We start from the raw sequence: 20,642 nt of genomic DNA, 5'->3' as shown, positions 1-20,642 counted from the left end.
GGTAGGGCAGATTACACATGCAACGTGCTTCTGGTCTGGGGAGAGCGTGGATTATTGCCCCTGAGACGTCCATCCCAATCGTTGAAAACAGCCGGTTTTTGGCGTTACTTATCCCCTATGTCCCCCACAAGGCGAAAGTCGCCGTCGCTGCCCGGGCGAGAGGCGGCTGCATACGCGGAAATGTCGGGTTTTTTGGCGGTTCTTGTCGGCTATGAACCGGCGGGATCGGGGGTACGCTGTGCGCAACATTGACGTAATCCCCATCAGCAAGGAATCAGGTAATGGCTGTATCAGGCTTGTCCGGCATCGAAAGCATGCTTCAGCAGATGCGCACGGTAGTAAGCAAGGCAGAGACCGGTAACCTCGCCGCAGGTGAAATGGTCGGTCAGCCGGATGGCTTCGCCGCGGAACTGCAGCGATCCATCCGTCGCGTCACCTCGGCCCAGAACGCCGCCACGGCGCAGGCCAAGGCCTTTGAGCTGGGCGCGCCCGATATTTCGCTCAACGACGTCATGATCGACATGCAGAAGGCCAGCATCGGCTTCCAGACGGCGGTGCAGGTACGCAACAAGCTGGTTGCGGCCTACAAGGAAATATCCTCGATGGCGGTCTGAGTTCTGTTTCTGGGGGCAGCGCTTCGGTCCCGGCCGCAAGCGCGGCCAGCCATCAATTGCGCTGGGCGCTTTTTTCCAGGCGCCAGACCACCTGCTGCAGCCAGTTTTCCTGGCGCGCGTCCAGATTGAGAAAGATGGCCCCAAGGTGGCTGACCGGCGGCTCGCCTGTCAGCGAAACATGCTTGGGCGCCGGTTCGTCTGGATCGGTGGACCGCACCATGGGCTGGCCCGAGACCGGATACACATTGCGCACTTCCAGGCTGGCGCTGAGCTTGCCCTGGTCGCCAAAGTCCAGTAGCACGTTTTCCATCACGGTGCCGCGCTCGGGCAGGGCGGGGACCGCCAGTCCTGCGCGCAGGCCCACGCCGTCCACCGAGATGTCGCGTATCGTGAACGTGTAGGGCTTGTCGGCGGGGGATGCCTGCCAGCTCGCGCGGCACACGTTGGCGGCCGCGATCAGGGAAGCGCGGAACATCTTGCGGCGCTGGATGCGGGCCAGGCGCTCGGGGAATGGCGAGACCAGCGCGGCGCTGCCGTCGTCGAAATGAATGATCTGCGGCCGCTGCACGCGAAAGCGGATCTGCACGCCGCCGTAGGCGGTCGCATGGAAGTGGAAAGTGGCGCCGCTCAGCAAGCCCATGGAGTCGGATTGCTCGAAGTCCGCGCCAGCGTAATCGCGCGGCCTCCAGAAGAACTCGCCGGCCTGCTTGTCCACGCCGAGGATCAGCACCGCCATCTCGCGGTCCGCGGCGTCGCGAACGAGGATGTGGCTGTCGGGGTGGGTCAGCTCGAACAGGGCCGAGCGCATCTCTTCAGGCCGGGTCAGCAGGAACTCCGGGTCGCTGGCATCCAACACTTTGGTCTTCCTCAGGTAATAGGGTCAGGCGGGCGGAGCGGGTTCGGGGAACTCGCGCGATTCCAGGCGATAGAGCCAGGCCAGCAATTCTGCCACCGCTACGTAGAGTTGGGGCGGAATATGTGCGTCCAGGTCCACCTGCATCAGCAGGCCGACCAGTTCGCGCGACTCGTGGACATAGAGCCCGTTTTCCTGGGCGGCGCGGACGATGGTGTCCGCGAGCTGGCCGTAGCCCTTGGCGACGACGCGCGGAGCGCCGTCCTTGTCTTCGTACGAAATGGCGACCGCTGCGTTGCGGCCGGCGTTCGGGTCCGATTCCGGATGGAGGGTGAGGCGGCTCATCAGATATCGGCGGGAATGTCGGGGCGCGGTTCGACCACGTTCACCGACAGATTGCTCAAGGTCAGGCCGGCGGCCAGCAGGCGCGCGCGCAGCGAGTCCGAGGAGTCATTGATCTCGGCCGCGCTGTGCGGCGCGATCAGCTGCAGGACGATCTGGTCGCCGGCCAGGTTCAAGCGGGCGTCGACCAGGCCCAGGCGGGGCAGGTCCAGCTTCAGCCGCGTTGCCCAGGTGGGGACCGCGGAGTCTGGGTCGCCGCCGTAGGGGTCGCGTTCGACTTCCCATTCCATGGGCGTGCCGGGCCAGGCTTCGCCTTGCCAGGTTAGCGTCTGGTTGGCCAGCACGTCGAGCTGCTGGCGGACGAGCGGCGTAAGGTCTTGGTGTATGCCGCTGACGGCCGTGCCGGGGGCGGATGAACTGGAGGAACCAGTGCTGCTGGGTGCGGCGTCCGTGCCCGGGCGTCCGCTGGCGGACGTGCCGACCCGCGAACGCGAAGGTGCGGATTCCTGTGCGGGCGGATTCTTGCCAAGCATGGCCTGCGGTTCGTTGCGCAATTGCTCCGGGCTGGCCCGACCGAAGACCATGTCGGTCAGATGGGACTCGTAGAACAGTCCGCTGCCTTGCAGCGCCTGGCGCAGGGCCTGTCCCAGGGCGCGGGCGGAAGGGCCGCCCGCCGCCAGGGCGGCATGCGCTGCGGCGTCTGGTCCTTTGGCGGCGTTGGCGCTTGCGCCGTGTCCGGTCTGGAGGTTCTGCTTGGCGGCGGTCGCCGGACTATCGCCGTCCAAAGCAGCCGCGACCGAGGTCGCGAGAGCGGAAGCTTGCTGGGCGGTGGTCTGCGTCGGCGTCTGGCCAGGCGTGGGCTGAGGTGTCTGCGCAGCGGTCTGCGCGGGCTGCTGGCCTGGTTGCGCTGTCGGCATGGGGCCGGCGCCGGCGGCGGGTTGGCCGGCCTGCGCGTCGGCGGTCCACAGGGGCGCGCGGCCCTGAACTGCCGGAGCCGCCTCGGGGAATTGGGCCAGCAAGGCCAGAATGGTGCGCGCCGTCGTGCCCAGCGTGGTCGGGGCCGAGGCGGTGGTGTCGCTGCTGGTGACCAGGCCGCGGGCAGCCAGCGCCAGCGCTGCCGCGGTTTTGGGGTCGACGACAGTATTCTGGCGGTCGCCGCGGGCGCCGCCAGTCTGTATGCCTTGCCGCGGGTCGCGCGTCGAGCCGTCCGAGGCGCCGGGCTTTTCCAGGTTGCCGGGCTGGCTGACCGCGTCGGGCCGGGCGCCGGAGACTTGATTGGCGCTGGCGGCGGACATCGTCGTGCCTAGCACGGCGTCCAGCCGCTGCACCAGGACGTTGCCGAGTGCGGCGGGACCTACGCTCATTCTTCAGGCGCCTGGTAGCCGTAGGCGGACAGCAGGGTCTGCTGGCGTTTCATGCGCCCGAGCAAGTCGCCCAGACGGGCCAGTTGTGGCAGCGCCAGGTCGCGGGTGAGCGCGTCGTTATCCAGGATGCGCACGAGCAGGTCGTATTTCATGGCGCGGCCGGCTTCGTCCAGCGGCGCGGAATGTTCGGTCTGGCGCAGACGCTCCACCAGCTCGCAGTATTGCTGTCCGTGGACCATGGCCCCGTCCCAGTCGCCGGCTTGCGCCGCTGCTAGCATTTCTCCCGTGATGAGAGCGATCTCCTGGTAGTGTTCCAGGATAGGGGAGGTGTACTGGGTCGTGGACGTCATGGAAATCTCGGGCGTTCGATGGCTGGACGGTGCGTATGCGGTGCCGTCAAGGCTGCACGCCTCCGACAGGGCGATCAATGGATGTTTGCCAGGCTTCGGCCAGATCGGCCAATAGGCGGTCTGCCGTTTCGAGCGCTTCCGGGTCTGCTTTCAGGTTTGCCATCAGCAGCGTGCGGACAATGTAGTCGTAGAGGCGGGCGAGGTTGGCGGCAATTTCGCCGCCGGCCTCCATGTTCAGTCCGGTTTTCAAGCCTTCATCGACGATTTTGATGGCCTTCGAAATGGCGGCTCCCCGTTCGGTGATTCTGCCTTCTTGAAGGTGCAGGCGAGCCTGCCCGATTGCCGCCCGAGCACCCATGTACAGCAGGGAGATAAGCCTTTCGGGGCTGGCGCCCAGGATCTGTGTTTCCAGCCCTATTTCTGCGTAGGAACGCACGGAATAAGATCCGGAGGGGCGGCGGGCAGCGTAGGTCATCAATACATCTTCTAGAAATTACTTGGATTTGCTCATGGCTGCGAACTGCTGCGTCAGGTAGTTGGCCGTGACCGTCTGTTGCGATACGAACTTGTCCAAAGCTACGAATTGGGCGCGCATGGCGGCCATGGACGCTGTGCTAGAGGCCTTGGCTCGTTCCAATTGGTCTTTTACGTCTTTAATCGACTCGTTCAGGCCATCCTGGCTGGTCTTGATCGAGCCGTTGCTGCCGAGGGCCGCCTTGGTGGCGGCGTCGAACTTGGCAGCAAGGCCATCGGCTGAGGTCATGAGGCGTTTGACGTCTGCGGGGTTGGCAGTCAACGCCTTGTCCAGTTCCTTTTGGTCGAGCTTCAGTTGACCCGTCTTGGGGTCCATGGCGATACCGAGATCGGCCAGCGAACTCACCGAGCCCCCCTGCGTGAAAACCTGCAAAGCGCTAGACATTGCAGACTGGATACCGCGGGTTGTGCTATCGCCGGTCAGGGCTTGATTCGTTTGGGCAGTGATATCGAATGCAGTCAGTTTCGAGATCGTGCTTTGCACCGCGTTGTAGGCACTGACGAAATCTTGCACCGCTTTGCTAGCGACGGTGGTATCGCTTTGCAGTTTCAAGGTGACGACTTTGTTGGCTTCCGTCTTTGCTGTCAGGTTCAGCGTAACGCCGTCAATCGCACCAGAAATATTGTTGCTGCCGCTCTTGATAGTGATGCCGTTAACCTCGACCTCAGCGTCGTCGGCTGCGGTTTGCTGCGTCAACTGGGTGCCGGAGCCAGAGTTGTAGCTCAGAATGTTTTCCAGTTCGGGAGTGCCGGTAACTGTGATGGACTTTACCGATGCCTGCACGCCAGTATCCTTTGCGCTGAGCATGAGGTAACTACCGGAGTCATTTGTGATGATCGTCGCGCGCACCGCAGCCTTGTCATCGCTATTGATCGCCTTTGCGATGCCATTCAGCGACGTATCGTCCTTCAGCTCGATCGTGTGCTTTTCACCGTTGGTGAGTTCAATTTCAAATGAACCGGTCGCGCCGTTCGACGCTTTGCGATCCGTGACCATGGCGGATTGCAAGGTCTGCGCCGCCGCCAGGTTCTTCACTTTGATGGCGTATTCGCCCATCGTGGCGCCGTCTTCACCAATGGTCGCGGTCAGGCCGTCACCTATGACATTGGGTTTGACGGCGTCCAGCGTCGACGCCTTGCCCAGTGCCGCTGCAGCCTTCTGCAGGGCTTCAACCGCGCTTTGAATCTGGCCAAAGGCGCTTACACGGGCCTCGTAACTGGCTTGGCGATTCGTATATAGGCTAAGTTTTTTGTCCTCGGCCGCCTGCAGATCGGTCAGGATCTTTTCAAGGGGCAAGCCGGTGGTCGAGCCGAGGTTGGTGATAGAGGCCATGTGAAATTCCTTCCTAGCGATGCGATTCTGTCAAAAATACGTTGGCGGCGATTGGCCGGGTAAGGGCATTAGGCGGGCCTAATTCGACGCTTCCATGATTGGCCCGCTCGATGGCAGCGGACGGAGCATGAAAACAGGGTCGAATCAGGCCGTGGTTTTGATGCCGTTTCCTTGCATGTTCACGATCATTTTGGCGATTTTCAGGAGCGTTTCGCTGGGGATCGTGCGTATGACGTCACCCGATTCCGCGTCGATCACCGAGACCACGACTTGGTGCACATTGGGGTCGATCTCGAACTGGAGCTGGGTGGACCAGGCTTTCATCTGGTCGTTGATTTCATCCAGAGCCTTGTCCAGGGGTAGCTTCTGCGAATCGGATTGATCCGACGTCGCGCTGTCCGAAGCCCCGCTGTTCGTTGCGGCGGCCGTGGGCACGACGCTCACGGCGGGGTCCGGCGCGACGGGCGCGGAGGCCAGCGGCGCTGGTGCAAACGATGCAGGGGCTATGGGGGTTACGGCCATGATCACTCCAACGGCGATGTGGGCGTCTCGGAGGAACGCGCTGTTTTCAGGGAATTCTCAGCTACGATAACGGCAGGCCCGCAGGGAACTTTAGCCACCGGCGAGCCAGATGTTTCACGTGCTAAACAGTTCGGATCGGGTAATGAGTGTCAAGACGGCGCTGAGAGTTATCGAAATCATCGAAACCTATGCGCGCGAGAAGCGCGCGCTGCCGCTATCGGAACTGGCCCGGTTGCTGGATGTGCCGGTGTCGAGCTGCCTGGCGTTGATCCGCACGCTGACCGGCCTGGGCTACCTATATGAAACCGGCCGGCGCCAGGGCTACTACCCGACCGGCAGGCTGCTGGCCATGGCGCAGCGCATCGCCCGCGCCGATCCGGTGCTGGACCGGGTTTATCCCAGCCTTACCGAATTAAGGGACGCTACGCGCGAAACGATTGTTTTCGCCAAACTGAGCCAGGAAGGCCGAGTGGTCTACCTGGATGTCCTCGATTCTCCTCATACCATCAGATATGCGCCGGTTGCGGGTGAATTCAAAGACGTTCATGCAAATTCGCTGGGGAAGGCGTTGCTATCGCTGCTGGACGCGCCAGCCCGCGACGCTATGCTCGCCGGGATGACCATGACCCGTCACAACGAACGCACCCTGGTCACGCGCGAGGCGCTGCTGGCGGATCTGGAACTGTCGCGCCAGCGCGGCTGGTTCATGAACAGCGGCGAGTCCATTGCGGACGTGGGCGCGATCGCCTGGCCGGTCACCCTGTCCGGCGAACATTATGCGATTTCGGTGGGCGGGCCGATCTACCGGATCGAGCCGCAGCAGGAAGCCTACGCGCGCATCCTGCGCTCGGCCTGCACGGCGCTGGAGCAGCAGGCCTGACAGGCAGGCCTGGCCGCTGATCAAACGCCGCCGTTCAGTAGGACTTGGGCAGGCCCAGCACTTTTTCCGCGATGAAGCACATGATCAGTTGCGGGCTGACCGGCGCAATGCGGGGAATGAAGCTCTCGCGCAGCAACCGCTCCACGTGGTATTCCTTGGCGTAGCCCATGCCGCCCAGGGTCATGACCGCGGTCTGGCAGGCGTTGTAGCCGGCCTCGGCCGCCAGGTACTTGGCCGAGTTGGCGTAGGGGCCGCAGGGCTTGCCCGCGTCATACAGGCTGGCGGCCTTGAACACCATCAGGTCGGCGGCTTCCAGCTGCATCCAGGCCTGTGCCAGCGGATGCTGGATGCCCTGGTTCTGGCCGATGGGGCGGCCGAACACGGTACGCTCGCCAGCGTATTTCACCGCCCGATCCAGTGCGGCGCGGCCGATACCCACCGCCTCGGCCGCGATCAGGATGCGCTCGGGGTTCAGTCCGTGCAGGATGTATTCGAATCCCCGGCCTTCCTCACCGATTCGGTCGGCCACCGGGATGCGCAGGCCGTCGATGAACAGCATGTTCGAGTCCACCGCCTTGCGGCCCATCTTCTCGATTTCGCGGACTTCTACCTTGTTGCGGTCCAGGTCCGTATAGAACAGCGACAGGCCCTGGGTGGGCTTTGCCACCTCGGACAGCGGGGTGGTGCGCGCCAGCAGCAGCATCTTGTGCGCGACCTGGGCGGTCGAGATCCAGATCTTGCGGCCATGCACCACGTACTCGTCGCCCTGGCGCACGGCGCGGGTGCTGAGCTTGGTGGTGTCCAGCCCGGCGTCGGGTTCGGTGACCGCGAAGCAGGCCTTCTCGCGGCCGGCGATCAGGGGTTCCAACCAGCGGCGGCGCTGCTCGTCGCTGCCGAACACCACGACCGGGTTCAGGCCGAAGATGTTCATATGGACGGCCGAGGCGCCGGTGAAGCCGGCGCCGGAGGCCGCAATGGTCTGCATCATCAGGGCGGCTTCGGTCATGCCCAGGCCGGCGCCGCCATACTCCTGGGGCATGGCGATGCCCAGCCAGCCGTCGCGCGCCAGATCGGCGTGCAGAGGTTCAGGAAAGCCGCCTTCGCGGTCGCGCTCCAGCCAGTATTCGTCCGGATAGCGCTCGCAGATGCGGGCCACGGCGTCCCGCAGCGCCAACTGGTCGGGGGTGAATTCAAAGTCCATCAGTGGTTTTCATCCTGGGTGATGCCGCGGGCCGCCATGGCGTCGATCCGGGCGGGGTCATAGCCGGCCTCGGCCAGCACTTCGCGGCTGTGCTGGCCCAGCCTGGGGGCGGGGCGGCGTAGGGAGGTGGGGGTGCTTTCGTATCTGCCCAGGGGAGCCGTCGTGCGGATCGGGCCTTCGCTGGGGTGGTCCATGGTCCGGATGAAGTTGGTCGCGGCCAGGTGCTCGTCCTGCAGCAGGTCGTCCACGGAATAGAGCGGCGAGGCGGGAATGTCCGCCCGCGCCAGGCCTTCCAGCCATTCCTCGCTGCGGCGGGTGGCGACGACCTCGGCGACAAAGGCGTAGACCTCGCCGATGTGGGCGGCGCGTGCGCCGTGGGAGCTGAAGCGCGGGTCCCGCGACAATTCGGGCCGGCCGATCAGGTCGAAGAAGTTGCGCCAGTGCTTATCGTTGTAGATCAGCAAGCTGATATAGCCGTCGGCCGTGGCGTAGGGGCGGCGGTGCGGCGCCAACAGGCGCGCGTAACCGGTGGGGCCGAGCGGGGGATCGAAGGTGGCGCCGCCAAGATGGTCGCCCAGCACCAGGTGGGCCATGCCTTCGAACATGGGGATTTCCACTTGCTGGCCTAGCCCCGCGCCGCGGGCGTGCAGCACTGCGGACACCAGCGCGATGCCCACGTGCAGCCCGACCGCTCGGTCGGCCAGGGTCAGCGGCGCGTAGCGCGGCACGTCCCCGCTTTGCTGCGCGGAGAGGGCGGCGATGCCGGTCTGGCCCTGGATCAGGTCGTCGTAGGCGGGGCGCCCGGCGTAGGGGCCGGCCTCGCCGTAACCGTAGGCGCCCAGGTAGACGATGCGCGGATTGCGCGCCGCCACCGCCTCGTAGGACAGGCCCAGCCGGGCCATCGCCTGCGGACGGATGTTGTAGAGCAGGGCGTCGCAGCTTTCGGCCAGTGTCAGGCAGGCCTCCAACCCCTCCGGCGTCTTCAGGTCCAGCACGACGGAGCGCTTATTGCGGTTCAGATGTAGATAGATATGCCCCATGCCGGGGTTGCGCATGGGGCCGACGGCCCGCATGTTGTCGCCGGCCGGCGGTTCCACCTTGATGACGTCGGCGCCCAGGTCGGCCAGGACCTGGGTGGCATAGGGGCCCATCACCACCGTGCTCAGGTCCAGGATGCGCACGCCCGCCAACGGGCCGGAGGCCTGCGTGCCAGATTGCGGTGATGCGTTCATTGCTGCTCGATCCCCGCGTCGCGGATCAGTTTGCCCCACAGGTCCAGCTGGGCGCCGACAAACTGCGAGAACGCTTGTGGCGTGCTGGAAAAGGCGTCAAAACCCAGGCCGGCCAGCCGCATTTTTACGTCCGGCTTGGCCACCACCTGATTGATCGCGGCATTCAGCTTGGCCACGATTTCCGGCGGCATGCCGGCCGGGCCGAAGTAGCCGTTCCATGAGTTCAGGTCGAAATCCTGCACGCCGGACTCGGCCATGGATGGCAGGTCCGGGACAATGGCGCTGCGTTCGGCGGTCGACACGGCCAGCGCCCGCAGCTGGCCCGATTGCACGAAGGGCAGGCCGGAAGCCAGGTCGGTGAACATGAAATCGACCTGCCCGCCGACCACGTCGGTCAGCCCTTGCGGCGTGCCCTTGTAGGGCACGTGCAGGATGTCGATCTTGGCGCGGTTGGCCAGCGTGGCGCCGGCGACGATGCCGGTGCTGTTGCCGCTGGCGTAGGTAATGCGGCCCGGATGCTGGCGCGCGTCGGCGACCAGTTCGCCCACCGTTTTCCAGGGACGCTTCGGATTCACCACCAGGATGAAGGGCAGGTTGCCGCCGCGGGCGATGGCGGTGAAGTCCTTGACCGGATCGTAGGGCACGTTCTTCATCAGCCAGGGCGCCGCCGAATGCGAGGTGTTGGTGGTGACGAACAACGTGTAGCCATCGGGCTTGGCGCGAGCGACGTAATTGGCCGCGATGGTGGCGTTGGCCCCGGGCTTGTTCTCCACCACGACCTGCTGGCCCAGTATGTTGCCGAGCTCGGCGCCGAAGATGCGGCCCACGGCGTCGGTGCCGGATCCGGCGGGAAAGGGGACGATCAGGGTGATGGGTTTGGTGGGGTAATCAGCGGCGTGCGCGGCGGGGCCGGCGGCCCGCGCCGCGCCGCCGATAAGGGCGGCGCCCAGCAGGCTTAGAGGTTTCATGGGTTTGTCTCCTGTGTGCTTCGGATCCCGGCGCGGTTTCTGCGTCCGCTGCCCGGGGCTGCGCTGCGTCAAGCGGCTGGGGGTGGCGCCGGAAAGCCGCGTATCACGCGGTCTGGGGATTCTTCATAGGGGGGCGTGTAGATCACCAGCAGGCGGGCGGGCTCGTCGCTGGTGACGGTGAAGACATGCGGAATGTCCGGGGGGAAGTAGCAGCAGTCTCCCGGACCCATGTCGGCCCATTCGTCCTGCACCTGCGCGCGCGCCGTGCCGGACAGCAGGTAGCAGACTTGCTCGATGCCGGGGTGGGCGTGCGGCAGGGCGCCCTTGCCTTTGTCGATTACGCCCAGCAGCACTTCCACGCCCCGGGAGCCCACGGTGTCCGGACCGATCAGGCGGCGGTTCAGGGTGCCGGTGTGGTTGGCGGGGTGATAGCCGGGCACGTCGGCCTCGCGCACCAGCCAGGCTGGGGTCTTGCTCTGCGTCATTTTTGGTCCGTTAAAATTTCTATACGTGAAATTATTTTTATGTATGAGAAAAATATCGGCAAGCAGTTTTTCGATCCGGATACCTTGCCGCTCCCTGGGGGATTAGGGAAAACACCGTGCGCGGACTGCTAAAATCGAACGCTGACTTCACTTCCGGCTTTGTCATGTCTTCTGCCCGCACGCCCGACGTTTCCGCCACCCTGTCCGATTGGCTGCAGTATCTGGAGTCGATCCACGCCACCGCCATCGACATGGGCCTGGACCGGGTGCGCGAGGTCGCCGGGCGCATGGGGTTGGAGCTGTCCGGCGTGAAGTTCGTCGTCGGCGGCACCAATGGCAAGGGTTCCACCTGTGCCATGCTGGAAGCGATCCTGCTGGCGGCCGGCTACAAGGTCGGGCTGTACACCTCCCCGCATCTGATTGATTTCAACGAACGCGCCCGCATCAATGGCCAGATCGCCACGGACGAGGCGCTTATCGCCCAGTTCCAGGCGGTCGAGGTAGCGCGTGGCGACGTTTCGCTGACCTATTTCGAATTCACCACGCTGGCGATCCTGCGCCTGTTCTCGCAGTCGAAGCTGGATGCCGTGGTGCTGGAAGTCGGCCTGGGCGGGCGGCTGGACGCCGTCAACATCGTCGACGCCGACTGCTCCATCGTCACCAGCGTGGATCTGGACCACACCGACTGGCTGGGCGATACGCGCGAAAAAATCGGTTTCGAGAAGGCCCACATCTACCGCGGCGGCCGGCCGGCAATCTGCAGCGACCCCGTGCCCCCGCAATCGCTGCTGGATCACGTTGAGAAGATCGGCGCCGATCTGTGGCTGTTCGGCCGTGACTACAACTATTCCGGCGACCGCCAGCAATGGGCCTACGGCGGGCGCGAACAGCGCCGCAATTCGCTGGCCTATCCGGCGCTGCGCGGCGCCAACCAGTTGTTGAATGCATCGGCGGCGCTGGCGGCGCTGGAGTCGGTGCGCGACCGTCTGCCGGTGCCGCAGCAGGCCGTGCGCCTGGGGCTGTTGCAGGCGTCCCTGCCAGGCCGTTTCCAGATCCTGCCGGGCCAGCCCGCGGTCATCCTGGACGTGGCGCATAACCCGCATGCCGCAGCGGTGCTGGCGCAGAACCTGGACAACATGGGTTTCCATCCGTACACCCATGCGGTGTTCGGCATGCTGAACGACAAGGATCTGGCCGGCGTCGTCGCCAAGCTCGGGACGCGCATCGACAACTGGTACTGCGCCGGCTTGCCGGGGCCGCGCGGTACGCCTGGCGAAGCGCTGGCGGAGCAAGTCGCCGCGGCGCTGCCGCCCGCGCCTGCAGACGGCGAAAAACCGGGCATCTCCGCGTATGCGGATCCTGCGCAGGCCTTCGCGGCTGCGCGCGAACGGGCAGGGGAGAATGATAGAATCGTGGTGTTCGGCTCGTTTCTCACCGTAGCCTCGGTTTTGCAGGCTCTGGGTCGCAAGGCATAGGCAGCAGCGGGTCAGTCGCGTCCAGGCGGCCCGCCGCCATATCGCCGCAAGGAATTCTCCTCCATGGGTTTTTTCAAACGCAAAGATCCTGCCGACCAGGCGCAGCCCTCCAAGCGGGCGGCAGTGCCCAGCGAGGTGCAGGCTGCGGAGCTGCGCGGCCGCGCGCGGCGCAGGCTGGCAGGCGCTGTCGCGCTGGTATTGGCAGCCGTCATCATCCTGCCCATGGTGCTGGATTCTCAGCCCACGCCGGTCGACGACAACATTCCCATCAGGGTGCCGGAACGCAACACGCCGTTCCAGCCGCAAGTGAGCGAACCGCAGGTCGCCACGCCGCAGACGCCCGCACCGGGCAGCGCTGCGCCGACGGATCCTTCGGCCATCCCTACGCCGCCTCCGGTCACGTCCGTACAACCGCCCGCGACGGCAACCCCGACGACGCCCCCGGCGACACAGCCCACGACGCCGCCGGTGACCGCAGCCGTTACGCCGCCCAAGCCCGAGGCCAAGCCGGCCACGCCGCCCAAACCCGAACCCAAGCCGGCGCCCAAGCCCGATACCCGCTCGGATGACGGCGCGCGCGCCCTGGCCCTGCTGGAAGGACGCCAGGCGCCCGCCGCGTCGGCGCCCGCGCCCAAGCCGGCCGCGAAAGGTAATTTCGTATTGCAGATCGCCGCCTACACCACGTCCGAGGACGCCCAGTCGCGGCGCGGCAAGCTGCACCAGGCCGGCGTGACCAACGCATTCGTTGAACAAGCCACCATCAATGGCAAGCAGCAGTACCGTCTGCGGGTGGGGCCGTTCCCCTCGCGCGAGGCGGCGCAGGCGGCCCAGGCGCGGTTGCGCACCCTGGGCTATGACAATGGTTTCATCGCCGCCCAATAGTGACCGGTTTCGACTTCGTCGTGCTGGCCATCCTGGCGGTTTCGGGTGTGCTGGGCCTGGTGCGCGGCCTGCTCAAAGAGGTGCTGTCGCTGGTCGCCTATCTGCTGGCCTTTGTGGCCGCGATATGGTGGGGCCCCACGGTCTATGCCTGGTTGGAGCCCTATATTGAAACAACGCTGCTGCGCATGGGAGCTTCGTACGCGGCAGTGTTCATCATCGTGCTGCTCGGCGTGGGGTTGGTCAATATGACGCTTGCCGCCTTGATCCGCAGTACAGGACTGAGTCCCGCCGACCACGGCCTGGGCGGGATGTTCGGGCTGGCCCGTGGCCTGTTGATCGTGCTGGCGCTGGTCGCCGCCGCAGGCTACACGCCGCTGCCGGAAGAGCCGTGGTGGAAGGACGCCATGTTTTCGCATTCGGCCATCGAGGCCATCAAACATATCAAGACGTGGCTGCCGCCGTCCCTGGCGACGTGGCTGCCGTATTGATTAGCTTTAAATCAACCAGGAAAGCTCACCATGTGTGGAATCGTAGGGGTCATCGGGCGCGGGCCGGTCAACCAGCTGCTCTATGACAGCTTGCTGCTGTTGCAGCATCGCGGGCAGGACGCCGCGGGCATCGCGACGTCGCAAGGCAACCAATTCAATATGTACAAGGCGCACGGCCTGGTGCGCGACGTCTTCCGCACGCGCAACATGCGCGCGCTGCCGGGTACGTCGGGCGTCGGCCAGGTCCGCTATCCCACCGCGGGCTCCAGCGCCAGCGAGGAAGAGGCCCAGCCGTTCTACGTCAACGCGCCGTTCGGCATCATGTTCGCCCACAACGGCAACCTGACCAACTGGCGCGAGCTGCGCGAATCGCTTTACCGCGTGGACCGCCGCCACATCAACACCAACTCCGATTCCGAAGTCCTGCTGAACGTCCTGGCGCACGAGCTGCAATCGTCGGCCAACGGCGTGTCGCTGGATGACGATGCCATCTTTCGCGCCGTGTCGGCCCTGCACAAGCGCGTGCGCGGCGCCTATGCCGTGGTGGCGCAGATCTCCGGCTACGGCTTGCTGGCCTTCCGCGATCCCAACGGCATCCGTCCGCTGTGCATCGGCCGCCAGGAAACCGAAGAGGGCGTGGAGTGGATGGTGGCCTCGGAATCCGTGGCGCTGGAAGGCAGCGGCTTCGCCTTCGTGCGCGACGTCGAGCCGGGCGAAGCGGTGTTCGTCGACCTGGACGGCCGCTTCGTCAGCCGCCAGTGCGCCGACAATCCGCAACTGGTGCCCTGCATTTTCGAATACGTGTACTTCGCGCGTCCGGATTCGCTGATCGACGGCGTGTCGGTGTACGACGCCCGTCTGCGCATGGGCGAATACCTGGCCGACAAGGTGGCGCGCAACATGCGCCTGGGCGACATCGACGTGGTCATGCCGATTCCGGATTCCTCGCGTCCCGCCGCCATGCAGCTGGCCGCGCGCCTGAACCTGGACTACCGCGAAGGCCTGATCAAGAACCGCTACGTGGGCCGCACCTTCATCATGCCGGGCCAGGCTGTGCGCCGTAAATCGGTGCGCCAGAAGCTCAATGCCATTGGCATGGAATTCAAGGGCAAGAACGTGCTGCTGGTGGACGACTCCATCGTGCGCGGCACCACCAGCCGCGAGATCGTGGACATGGCCCGCGCCGCCGGCGCCAACAAGGTGTACTTCGCCTCGGCCGCGCCTCCGGTGCGGTTCCCGAACGTCTACGGCATCGACATGCCCACGCAGAGCGAACTGATCGCCACCGGCCGCAACGACGAGGAAATCGCCCGCGCCATCGGCGCCGACTCGCTGGTCTACCAGGACCTGCACGACATGCAGCAGTCGGTGCGGGACATCAATCCCAAGCTGTCGCGCTTCGAGGCTTCGTGCTTTGACGGTGAGTACGTCACGGGCGACATCACCGCCGAATACCTGGCTCGGCTGGGTCAGTCCCGCGCCGAACCCGGCGAGGAAGGCGGCGCCAGCGGCTTGCAGTTCAACATGGGCTACGCGGCCAGCGACGCCTGACGCGTCTGCCTGCTGGCAAGAAAAATGCCGTCCTTCGGGGCGGCATTTTTTATTGCTGGGCACTTGCCCTGGGAAATCAGGCCGCGGCCTTCCATAAGGTTTCGCGTGTGGCTTCCAGATGTGTCAGATATAGCCGCAAGTCGAACTCGTATTGGTGGTACTGCGGCTCCATGCGCAGGCACAGGTTGTAGAAGGCTTTGTTATGGTCCTTCTCCTTCAGGTGAGCCAGCTCATGCACCGTGATCATCTTCAGGAATTCCGCCGGCACAGTCTTGAACAGCGTCGCCACCCGGATTTCATGCTTGGCCTTGAGCTTTCCGCCCTGCACCCGTGAGATATAGGTGTGCTGGCCCAGCGCATGCTGGATCACGTGGATCTTGCTGTCGAAGGCGACCTTGTTGATCTGATCGCCATTGCGCAGGTAGACGTTCTTCAGGTCCGTCACGTATTGATAGAGCGCCCGGTCGGTGCGGACGTCGTGCGGGCCGGCGGGGTAGCGCGCCAGCAGCGCCGTGCCCAGCTTGCCTTGGTCGAGCAGCTTCTGGGCCTGGGTGAGCAGGGATTCCGGATATCCGGTCAGGTATTTCAGGGTGGACATGATCAAGACGAGGGCGCCGGCGGGGGCGCGGTCAGGCTTCCCGGCGTTTGGCCGCCGCCCGCGGGGCCGCGGGCGGCATCGGGATGGGCAGTTACTGCGACCCGCCGCGCCTGAATACGACCGGCAGCGCCATGAAGAAAATGATGACGAAGAGCGCCAGGCTCCACAAGGCGTACTCGATGCCCAGCACCGGCACCTTGGCGTCCATGCAGGTGGCATAGATGCCGAACAGCGACGGCACGGCGCTTTCCAGGCCGATGCCGGTCATGAAGCGGTCGGCGAAGGTCTGGTCGCAGGAGAGCATGTTGGCGGCCACGCTGTACTGGTACCAGGCGGCGGCAATGCCGCTCAGGGACAGCAGTGCGGCGAGCGCGCCGCACAGGCGTGTCAGGGCGCGTCCGCCGCCGAATCCACCGACCAGCGCGACGACGCCGATCACCAGGTAGATCAGGCGCTGCATGACGCACCAGGCGCAGGGCGGCATGTCGAAGACGTGCTGCGAAACCAGGGCGAGGCCGACGGCGCCGAAGCAGAAGAGGGCGATCAGGCGGAGCAGGCGTTCTGAGCGAGAAGTCATTGTTGCTTTGCAAGGGTTGGAAAAAGGGCCGGACGCGGCGTCCGGCCAGGCTTAGGCCTTGGGAATCGGAATTGGTTGCATCACTTGCTGCAGCACGCCCAGCAGCAGTTCGCGCGAGCCTTCCCAGAAGATCTGCACGCCCAGGCACAGCATGATGAAGGCGGACAGGCGCATGAACACGGCGGTGCCGTTGTCGCCCAGGCGGTGCAGCATCTGCGCGGCAAAGCGCAGGCAGATGTAGAGCGTCACCGACACGACGATGATGCCCGGGATGGAGCCGCCCAGGCGCACCAGGCTCAGCACGTGGTTCTGGTCGCGCAGCGACACGCCCACGGTGATGGCGGCGGCGATGGAGCCTGGGCCGCAGCTGATGGGAAAGGTCAGGGGGTAGAACGCCCGCGCCTTGGCCATTTCGGGGGTGAAGGACTCGGCCATGCGCGCCACGCGCTCAGTGTCGGCGTCGGGCGAATTCACTAGGCGCCAGGCGCTGGCGATCACGAGCATGCCGCCGCCGACCCGCACAATGGACAGGGAAATGCCGAAGAAACTGAGCAGCACGTTGCCCGCCACCATGGCCACGATCAGCATCAGGCAGACATTGATGGCCACGCGCTTGGCCAGCACCATGCGGGTGGAAGACGAAGCGCCTTCGGTCAGCGACAGGAAAATCGGCGCGATCGCGGGCGGGTTCAGGAACGGCAGCAGGGTTGCCAGCGCGAAAAAGAAGCTGGTGCCGAAAACGCGCAGATAATCGTTTAGCTCCATGGGGAGGGTATCGCCTGGCCGAAAACCGGGATTGTATGCGGTCCCGGCGGCGCTGGCGATGCCAGGGGCCTGCCGCGCTCAGGCGGCGCGCTGTTGCGTTTCCTCGCCCGCCAGGGCGTCCAGGATGTCGCGCTCGAACTGCATCTGGCTGCGCGGGCGCGCCAGCGTCGATCCATCCACGATGAACACGTCCTCGACGCGGTCGCCCAGCGTCATGATCTTGGCCATCAGCAGGTTCACCTCGTGGCGGGCGAAGACGCGCGCCAGGGCGTGCAGCAGGCCAGGACGGTCGGTGGCGGTTACCGACAGGCGCCAGGAGGTGCTGCGTTCGTCGGGCTGCAATTCGGCCTGAGGCATGACCGGGAAAACGCGCGACACGCGCGACTGGCGGCCGCGGCCGTAGTAGCCGCCACGGGCGGGCTGCTGCTGGGCGGCGGCATGCGGATCTTTCAGGCGTTCGGCGAGTTCATGCTCGACCAGGGTGGCCTGCGCTCGCAGGTCGCTGGCGCCTTCCGGCAGCAGCACGATGAAGCTGTCCAGCGCCCAGCCGTGGCGCGTGGTGTGGATGCGGGCATCCTGAATGGAGAGCGACTTGGCGTCGAAGTAGCCGCAAATCGCCACGAACAGATCGGGCGCGTCGCGGGTGTACACCATGACCTGCAGGCTTTCCCCTTGTTCGATGGGGCGGGCCTTGACGACCGCCTGGGCTGGAGCGACCTGGTGGTACAGATGGCGCGTGTGCCAGGCAATGTCCGAGGCGTCGTGGCGCAGGAAGTACGCCACGTCCAGCTGGTTCCAGAAGGCTTCGCGGGCGTCGTCGCGCAGGCCCGCCAGGCGGGTAAGGCGGGCGGCCTCTTCCTTGCGTTCGGTCAGGACGGTGTGGGCGTCGGCGTGGGCGCCGCCGAGTGCGGCCAGCGTCAGCTTGTACAGGTCTTCAAGCAGCTTGCCCTTCCAGGCGTTCCAGACCTTGGGGCTGGTGCCGCGGATATCGGCCACCGTCAGCAGATACAGAGCGGTCAGGTGGCGCTCGTCCTTCACGGTGGCGGCGAAGTCCTGCACCACGGCCGGGTCGGACAGGTCGCGCTTCTGCGCCACGGCCGACATCAGCAGATGCTGGCGGACCAGGAATTCCACCAGCTTGGTGTCCTCGGGCTCCATGCCGTGTTCTTGCGCGAACTTGCGCACTTCGCGCGCGCCCAGTTCGGAATGATCGCCGCCGCGGCCCTTGGCGATGTCGTGGAACAGCGCCGCCACATACAGCAGCCAGTGCCGGTCCAGGCCGGCGATCAGCTGGCTGGCCAGCGGATACTCCTGGGCATGTTCCGGCATGGTGAAGCGTCGCAGGTTGCGCACCACCGCCAGCGTGTGCTGATCCACTGTGTAGGCGTGGAACAGGTCATGCTGCATCTGGCCGACGATGCGGCGGAACACCGGCAGGTAGCGCGGCAGGATGTTCAGCATGGTCATGCGCCGCAACTCATGCACGATGCCGCGCGGCTGCTGCAGGATCTGCAGGAACAGCTTGCGGTTGACCGGGTTGCGGCGGAACTGCGCGTCGATGCGGTGGCGCGAATGCCAGATGGCGCGCAGCGTCCGCGCCGACATGCCGGTCAGTTCCGGATGCTGCTGCATCACCAGGAAGGCGCGCAGCAGCAGGGTGGGATTGCGTTCGAAGCCGTCGTCACGAATGATGTCCAGGCGGTCGCGCAGATTGCGGAAATCGTCGTCGATGTCGCGCGCGTCGCTGTCCGGGCGCGGGAACAGCCGTTCCTCGATGTTCTGCACCAAAATGCCGTTCAGCTGCGTCACCAGCCGCGCCGCCCAGTAGTAGCGCTGCATCAACAGCTCGCTGCCGCGGCGGGTGGCGGTGGCGTGAATGCCGTAGACCTCGGCCAGGGCCGGCTGCAGGTCGAACAGCACGCGGTCCTCGCGCCGGTTCGCCAGCAGGTGCAATTCGATGCGCAGACGCTTGAAAGCCTGTTCGGCCTTGCGCAGGTCGCGCGCTTCCGATGAGGTCAGCAGGCCGGCCTGCGCCACGGAACGCCAGCTATTGCCGAAGCCCGCCGCGCGCGCCATCCACAGAATGACCTGCAGGTCGCGCAGGCCGCCGGGAGATTCCTTGCAGTTCGGTTCCAGCGCGTAAGGTGTGTCGTGGTAGCGGGCGTGGCGCTGCTGCATTTCGACCCGCTTGGCGCGGAAGAAGGCGCGCGGGTCCAGGCGGGACTTGGTCGCGGCTTCGAATTGCTTCATCAGCGTGCGGCTGCCGGCCAGCCAGCGGGACTCCAGCAGGGCCGTTTCCACGGTGATGTCGGCGTCGGCCTCGCGTTCGCAGTCCTCGATGGTGCGCACGCTGTGGCCGGGTTCCAGGCCCAGGTCCCAGAGCGAAGCCACCAGCTTTTCGATGGCGGACTCATCGTCGGGCGTGGGAGCGTGCGGCAGCAGGATCAGCAGATCGACATCGGAATGCGGGTAAAGCTCGCCCCGGCCATAGCCGCCCACGGCCGCCAGCGTGGCACCGGCAGGCAGCGGGCAGTGCTTCACCAGGTCGCGCAGGGCGGCGTCGACGATGCGGCGCTGCTCGGACAGCAGGGTGTCCGGCCGCAGGTGCGTGCGGAACTGCGCCACCGCGGTCCGCCGGGCTTCCTGGATGCGTTCGCGCAGGGCGCTGAGGGATGCGGCGGTCATGGTGGCTGGAGCAGGTGCGTCAGAGTGCGGGGATGATGATGGGTTCGGTAATGAAGGCCGGCGGCTGGGGCATGCCCGGCGACAGGGTCAGGACTTCATAGCCGGTTTCGGTGACACAGACAGCATGCTCCCATTGCGCCGACAGGCTGTGGTCGCGGGTGACCACCGTCCAACCGTCGGACAACTGACGGATCTCGCGGCGTCCGGCGTTGATCATGGGCTCGATGGTGAACAGCATGCCCGTGATCAGCTTCACGCCGGTGCCAGGCTTGCCATAGTGCAGCACCTGCGGGTCTTCATGGAAGCGCTGGCCGATGCCATGGCCGCAGAATTCGCGCACCACCGAAAAGCCGTTGGCCTCGGCATGCTTCTGGATCGCGTTGCCGATGTCGCCCAACGTGGCCCCGTTTTTCACCTGCTGGATGCCTTTCCACATGCATTCGAAGGTGATTTCGGTCAGGCGGCGCGACAATATGGACTGCTCGCCCACCGCGTACATCCGGCTGGTGTCGCCGAACCAGCCGTCCTTGATGATGGTGACGTCGATGTTCAGCGCGTCCCCGTTTTTCAGCACCTTGTCGCCAGGGATGCCATGGCAGACTTGGTGGTTGACCGAAGTACAGATGGCGCCGGGGAAGGGCGGGTAACCCGGGGGCGCATAGCCCACGGTGGCGGACTTCACGCCCAGCTCATCGGTCAGGTATTCCAGGCAGAGACGGTCCAGTTCCCCGGTGGTGACGCCAGGCTTGACATGAGGGGTGATGAAATCGAGGACTTTGGCCGCGTCCTGGCAGGCGGCGCGCATCTTGGCTAGGTCGGCCTGATTGGTAATAGTGCCCATGGAGTCGCTTCGCGATGTCTCGCTTGAATGTCTGCTTGAAAGAATAGTAGAATTATAGGCTTCCCTAAAATTTTGGGGAGCAATCGGGTTACGGCAAAGGCT

At 65.2% G+C, this 20,642-nt stretch carries 22 protein-coding genes; 6 read left to right on the top strand and 16 right to left on the bottom strand.

Translation table 11 applies throughout. The annotated features are described in order from the left end of the window. Positions 1-281: 281 nt before the first annotated feature. A complete protein-coding gene (gene fliE / locus AC6LKD_RS20230; RefSeq protein WP_013393416.1) occupies positions 282-614 on the top strand; it encodes a flagellar hook-basal body complex protein FliE in 333 nt (110 codons plus the stop codon). Positions 615-666: 52 nt separating this feature from the next. Here fliE and AC6LKD_RS20225 read toward each other — a convergent pair whose 3' ends face one another. From AC6LKD_RS20225 to AC6LKD_RS20195, 7 genes are all read right to left on the bottom strand, one after another. Next, positions 667-1,470, bottom strand: coding sequence for a flagellar brake protein (locus AC6LKD_RS20225; RefSeq protein ID WP_498117270.1), 804 nt, complete (start codon positions 1,468-1,470; stop codon positions 667-669). A gap of 24 nt (positions 1,471-1,494) precedes the next feature. Next, positions 1,495-1,812 (bottom strand): EscU/YscU/HrcU family type III secretion system export apparatus switch protein, encoded by a 318-nt coding sequence (locus tag AC6LKD_RS20220; protein ID WP_498117269.1) that lies wholly within the window; start codon positions 1,810-1,812, stop codon positions 1,495-1,497. After that, on the bottom strand, positions 1,812-3,173 hold the full coding sequence (gene fliK / locus AC6LKD_RS20215; protein ID WP_492276847.1) for a flagellar hook-length control protein FliK: 1,362 nt from the start codon (positions 3,171-3,173) through the stop codon (positions 1,812-1,814). Before fliK ends, AC6LKD_RS20220 begins: the two co-directional genes overlap by 1 nt. After that, positions 3,170-3,523 (bottom strand): flagellar protein FliT, encoded by a 354-nt coding sequence (locus AC6LKD_RS20210; protein WP_492276848.1) that lies wholly within the window; start codon positions 3,521-3,523, stop codon positions 3,170-3,172. The genes fliK and AC6LKD_RS20210 overlap by 4 nt, the downstream gene beginning before the upstream one ends. Before the next feature lie 46 nt (positions 3,524-3,569). After that, entirely contained in the window at positions 3,570-3,998 is a 429-nt protein-coding gene (fliS, locus tag AC6LKD_RS20205; protein WP_492276849.1) for a flagellar export chaperone FliS, read from the bottom strand. A gap of 18 nt (positions 3,999-4,016) precedes the next feature. Next, complete coding sequence (fliD, locus tag AC6LKD_RS20200; protein ID WP_492276850.1) at positions 4,017-5,390, bottom strand: flagellar filament capping protein FliD; 1,374 nt, start codon at positions 5,388-5,390, stop codon at positions 4,017-4,019. Between the two features lie 144 nt (positions 5,391-5,534). After that, positions 5,535-5,912: a flagellar protein FlaG gene (locus AC6LKD_RS20195; RefSeq protein ID WP_492276851.1), complete on the bottom strand. Its 378-nt coding sequence runs from the start codon at positions 5,910-5,912 to the stop codon at positions 5,535-5,537. Between the two features lie 142 nt (positions 5,913-6,054). Here AC6LKD_RS20195 and AC6LKD_RS20190 point away from each other — a divergent pair, with 142 nt between their 5' ends. Beyond that, a complete protein-coding gene (locus AC6LKD_RS20190; RefSeq protein ID WP_207472557.1) occupies positions 6,055-6,792 on the top strand; it encodes an IclR family transcriptional regulator in 738 nt (245 codons plus the stop codon). Between the two features lie 34 nt (positions 6,793-6,826). Here the strand turns inward: AC6LKD_RS20190 and AC6LKD_RS20185 are convergent, their stop codons facing one another. The 4 genes from AC6LKD_RS20185 to AC6LKD_RS20170 form a co-directional block, all read right to left on the bottom strand. Beyond that, complete coding sequence (locus tag AC6LKD_RS20185; protein ID WP_013393425.1) at positions 6,827-7,993, bottom strand: acyl-CoA dehydrogenase family protein; 1,167 nt, start codon at positions 7,991-7,993, stop codon at positions 6,827-6,829. Continuing rightward, positions 7,993-9,225, bottom strand: a complete 1,233-nt coding sequence (locus AC6LKD_RS20180) for a CaiB/BaiF CoA transferase family protein (protein ID WP_498117268.1) — start codon at positions 9,223-9,225, stop codon at positions 7,993-7,995. Before AC6LKD_RS20180 ends, AC6LKD_RS20185 begins: the two co-directional genes overlap by 1 nt. After that, positions 9,222-10,193 carry a Bug family tripartite tricarboxylate transporter substrate binding protein gene (locus tag AC6LKD_RS20175; RefSeq protein ID WP_498117266.1) on the bottom strand — a complete coding sequence of 324 codons (972 nt, stop codon included), beginning with the start codon at positions 10,191-10,193 and terminating at the stop codon, positions 9,222-9,224. Before AC6LKD_RS20175 ends, AC6LKD_RS20180 begins: the two co-directional genes overlap by 4 nt. Positions 10,194-10,261: 68 nt before the next feature. Continuing rightward, the gene (locus AC6LKD_RS20170) at positions 10,262-10,678 is read right to left on the bottom strand and encodes a cupin domain-containing protein (protein ID WP_088140156.1); all 417 of its coding nucleotides are present in this window, start codon (positions 10,676-10,678) and stop codon (positions 10,262-10,264) included. Positions 10,679-10,842: 164 nt separating this feature from the next. On the opposite strand from AC6LKD_RS20170, the gene folC reads away from it, so the two are divergent. From folC to purF, 4 genes are all read left to right on the top strand, one after another. Further along, positions 10,843-12,153 carry a bifunctional tetrahydrofolate synthase/dihydrofolate synthase gene (folC, locus tag AC6LKD_RS20165; RefSeq protein ID WP_498117265.1) on the top strand — a complete coding sequence of 437 codons (1,311 nt, stop codon included), beginning with the start codon at positions 10,843-10,845 and terminating at the stop codon, positions 12,151-12,153. Between the two features lie 63 nt (positions 12,154-12,216). Beyond that, entirely contained in the window at positions 12,217-13,035 is an 819-nt protein-coding gene (locus tag AC6LKD_RS20160; protein WP_498117263.1) for an SPOR domain-containing protein, read from the top strand. Beyond that, positions 13,035-13,523: a CvpA family protein gene (locus tag AC6LKD_RS20155; RefSeq protein ID WP_498117262.1), complete on the top strand. Its 489-nt coding sequence runs from the start codon at positions 13,035-13,037 to the stop codon at positions 13,521-13,523. Before AC6LKD_RS20160 ends, AC6LKD_RS20155 begins: the two co-directional genes overlap by 1 nt. A gap of 30 nt (positions 13,524-13,553) precedes the next feature. Further along, positions 13,554-15,074, top strand: a complete 1,521-nt coding sequence (gene purF / locus AC6LKD_RS20150) for an amidophosphoribosyltransferase (RefSeq protein WP_013393432.1) — start codon at positions 13,554-13,556, stop codon at positions 15,072-15,074. Between the two features lie 76 nt (positions 15,075-15,150). Here the strand turns inward: purF and AC6LKD_RS20145 are convergent, their stop codons facing one another. From AC6LKD_RS20145 to map, 5 genes are all read right to left on the bottom strand, one after another. Continuing rightward, positions 15,151-15,672, bottom strand: coding sequence for a M48 metallopeptidase family protein (locus AC6LKD_RS20145; RefSeq protein ID WP_498117261.1), 522 nt, complete (start codon positions 15,670-15,672; stop codon positions 15,151-15,153). A gap of 91 nt (positions 15,673-15,763) precedes the next feature. After that, on the bottom strand, positions 15,764-16,249 hold the full coding sequence (locus tag AC6LKD_RS20140) for a disulfide bond formation protein B (RefSeq protein ID WP_498117260.1): 486 nt from the start codon (positions 16,247-16,249) through the stop codon (positions 15,764-15,766). Between the two features lie 51 nt (positions 16,250-16,300). After that, the gene (locus AC6LKD_RS20135) at positions 16,301-17,014 is read right to left on the bottom strand and encodes a MarC family protein (protein WP_013393435.1); all 714 of its coding nucleotides are present in this window, start codon (positions 17,012-17,014) and stop codon (positions 16,301-16,303) included. Positions 17,015-17,092: 78 nt separating this feature from the next. After that, positions 17,093-19,699 (bottom strand): [protein-PII] uridylyltransferase, encoded by a 2,607-nt coding sequence (locus tag AC6LKD_RS20130; protein WP_492276858.1) that lies wholly within the window; start codon positions 19,697-19,699, stop codon positions 17,093-17,095. A gap of 19 nt (positions 19,700-19,718) precedes the next feature. Beyond that, positions 19,719-20,540, bottom strand: a complete 822-nt coding sequence (gene map / locus AC6LKD_RS20125) for a type I methionyl aminopeptidase (protein WP_498117259.1) — start codon at positions 20,538-20,540, stop codon at positions 19,719-19,721. Positions 20,541-20,642: the final 102 nt, after the last annotated feature.

Source organism: Achromobacter sp. D7-1 (assembly GCF_059760445.1).
The sequence above is the reverse complement of the archived record's forward strand: the minus strand, read 5'-3'. Positions and strand labels throughout refer to the sequence as shown.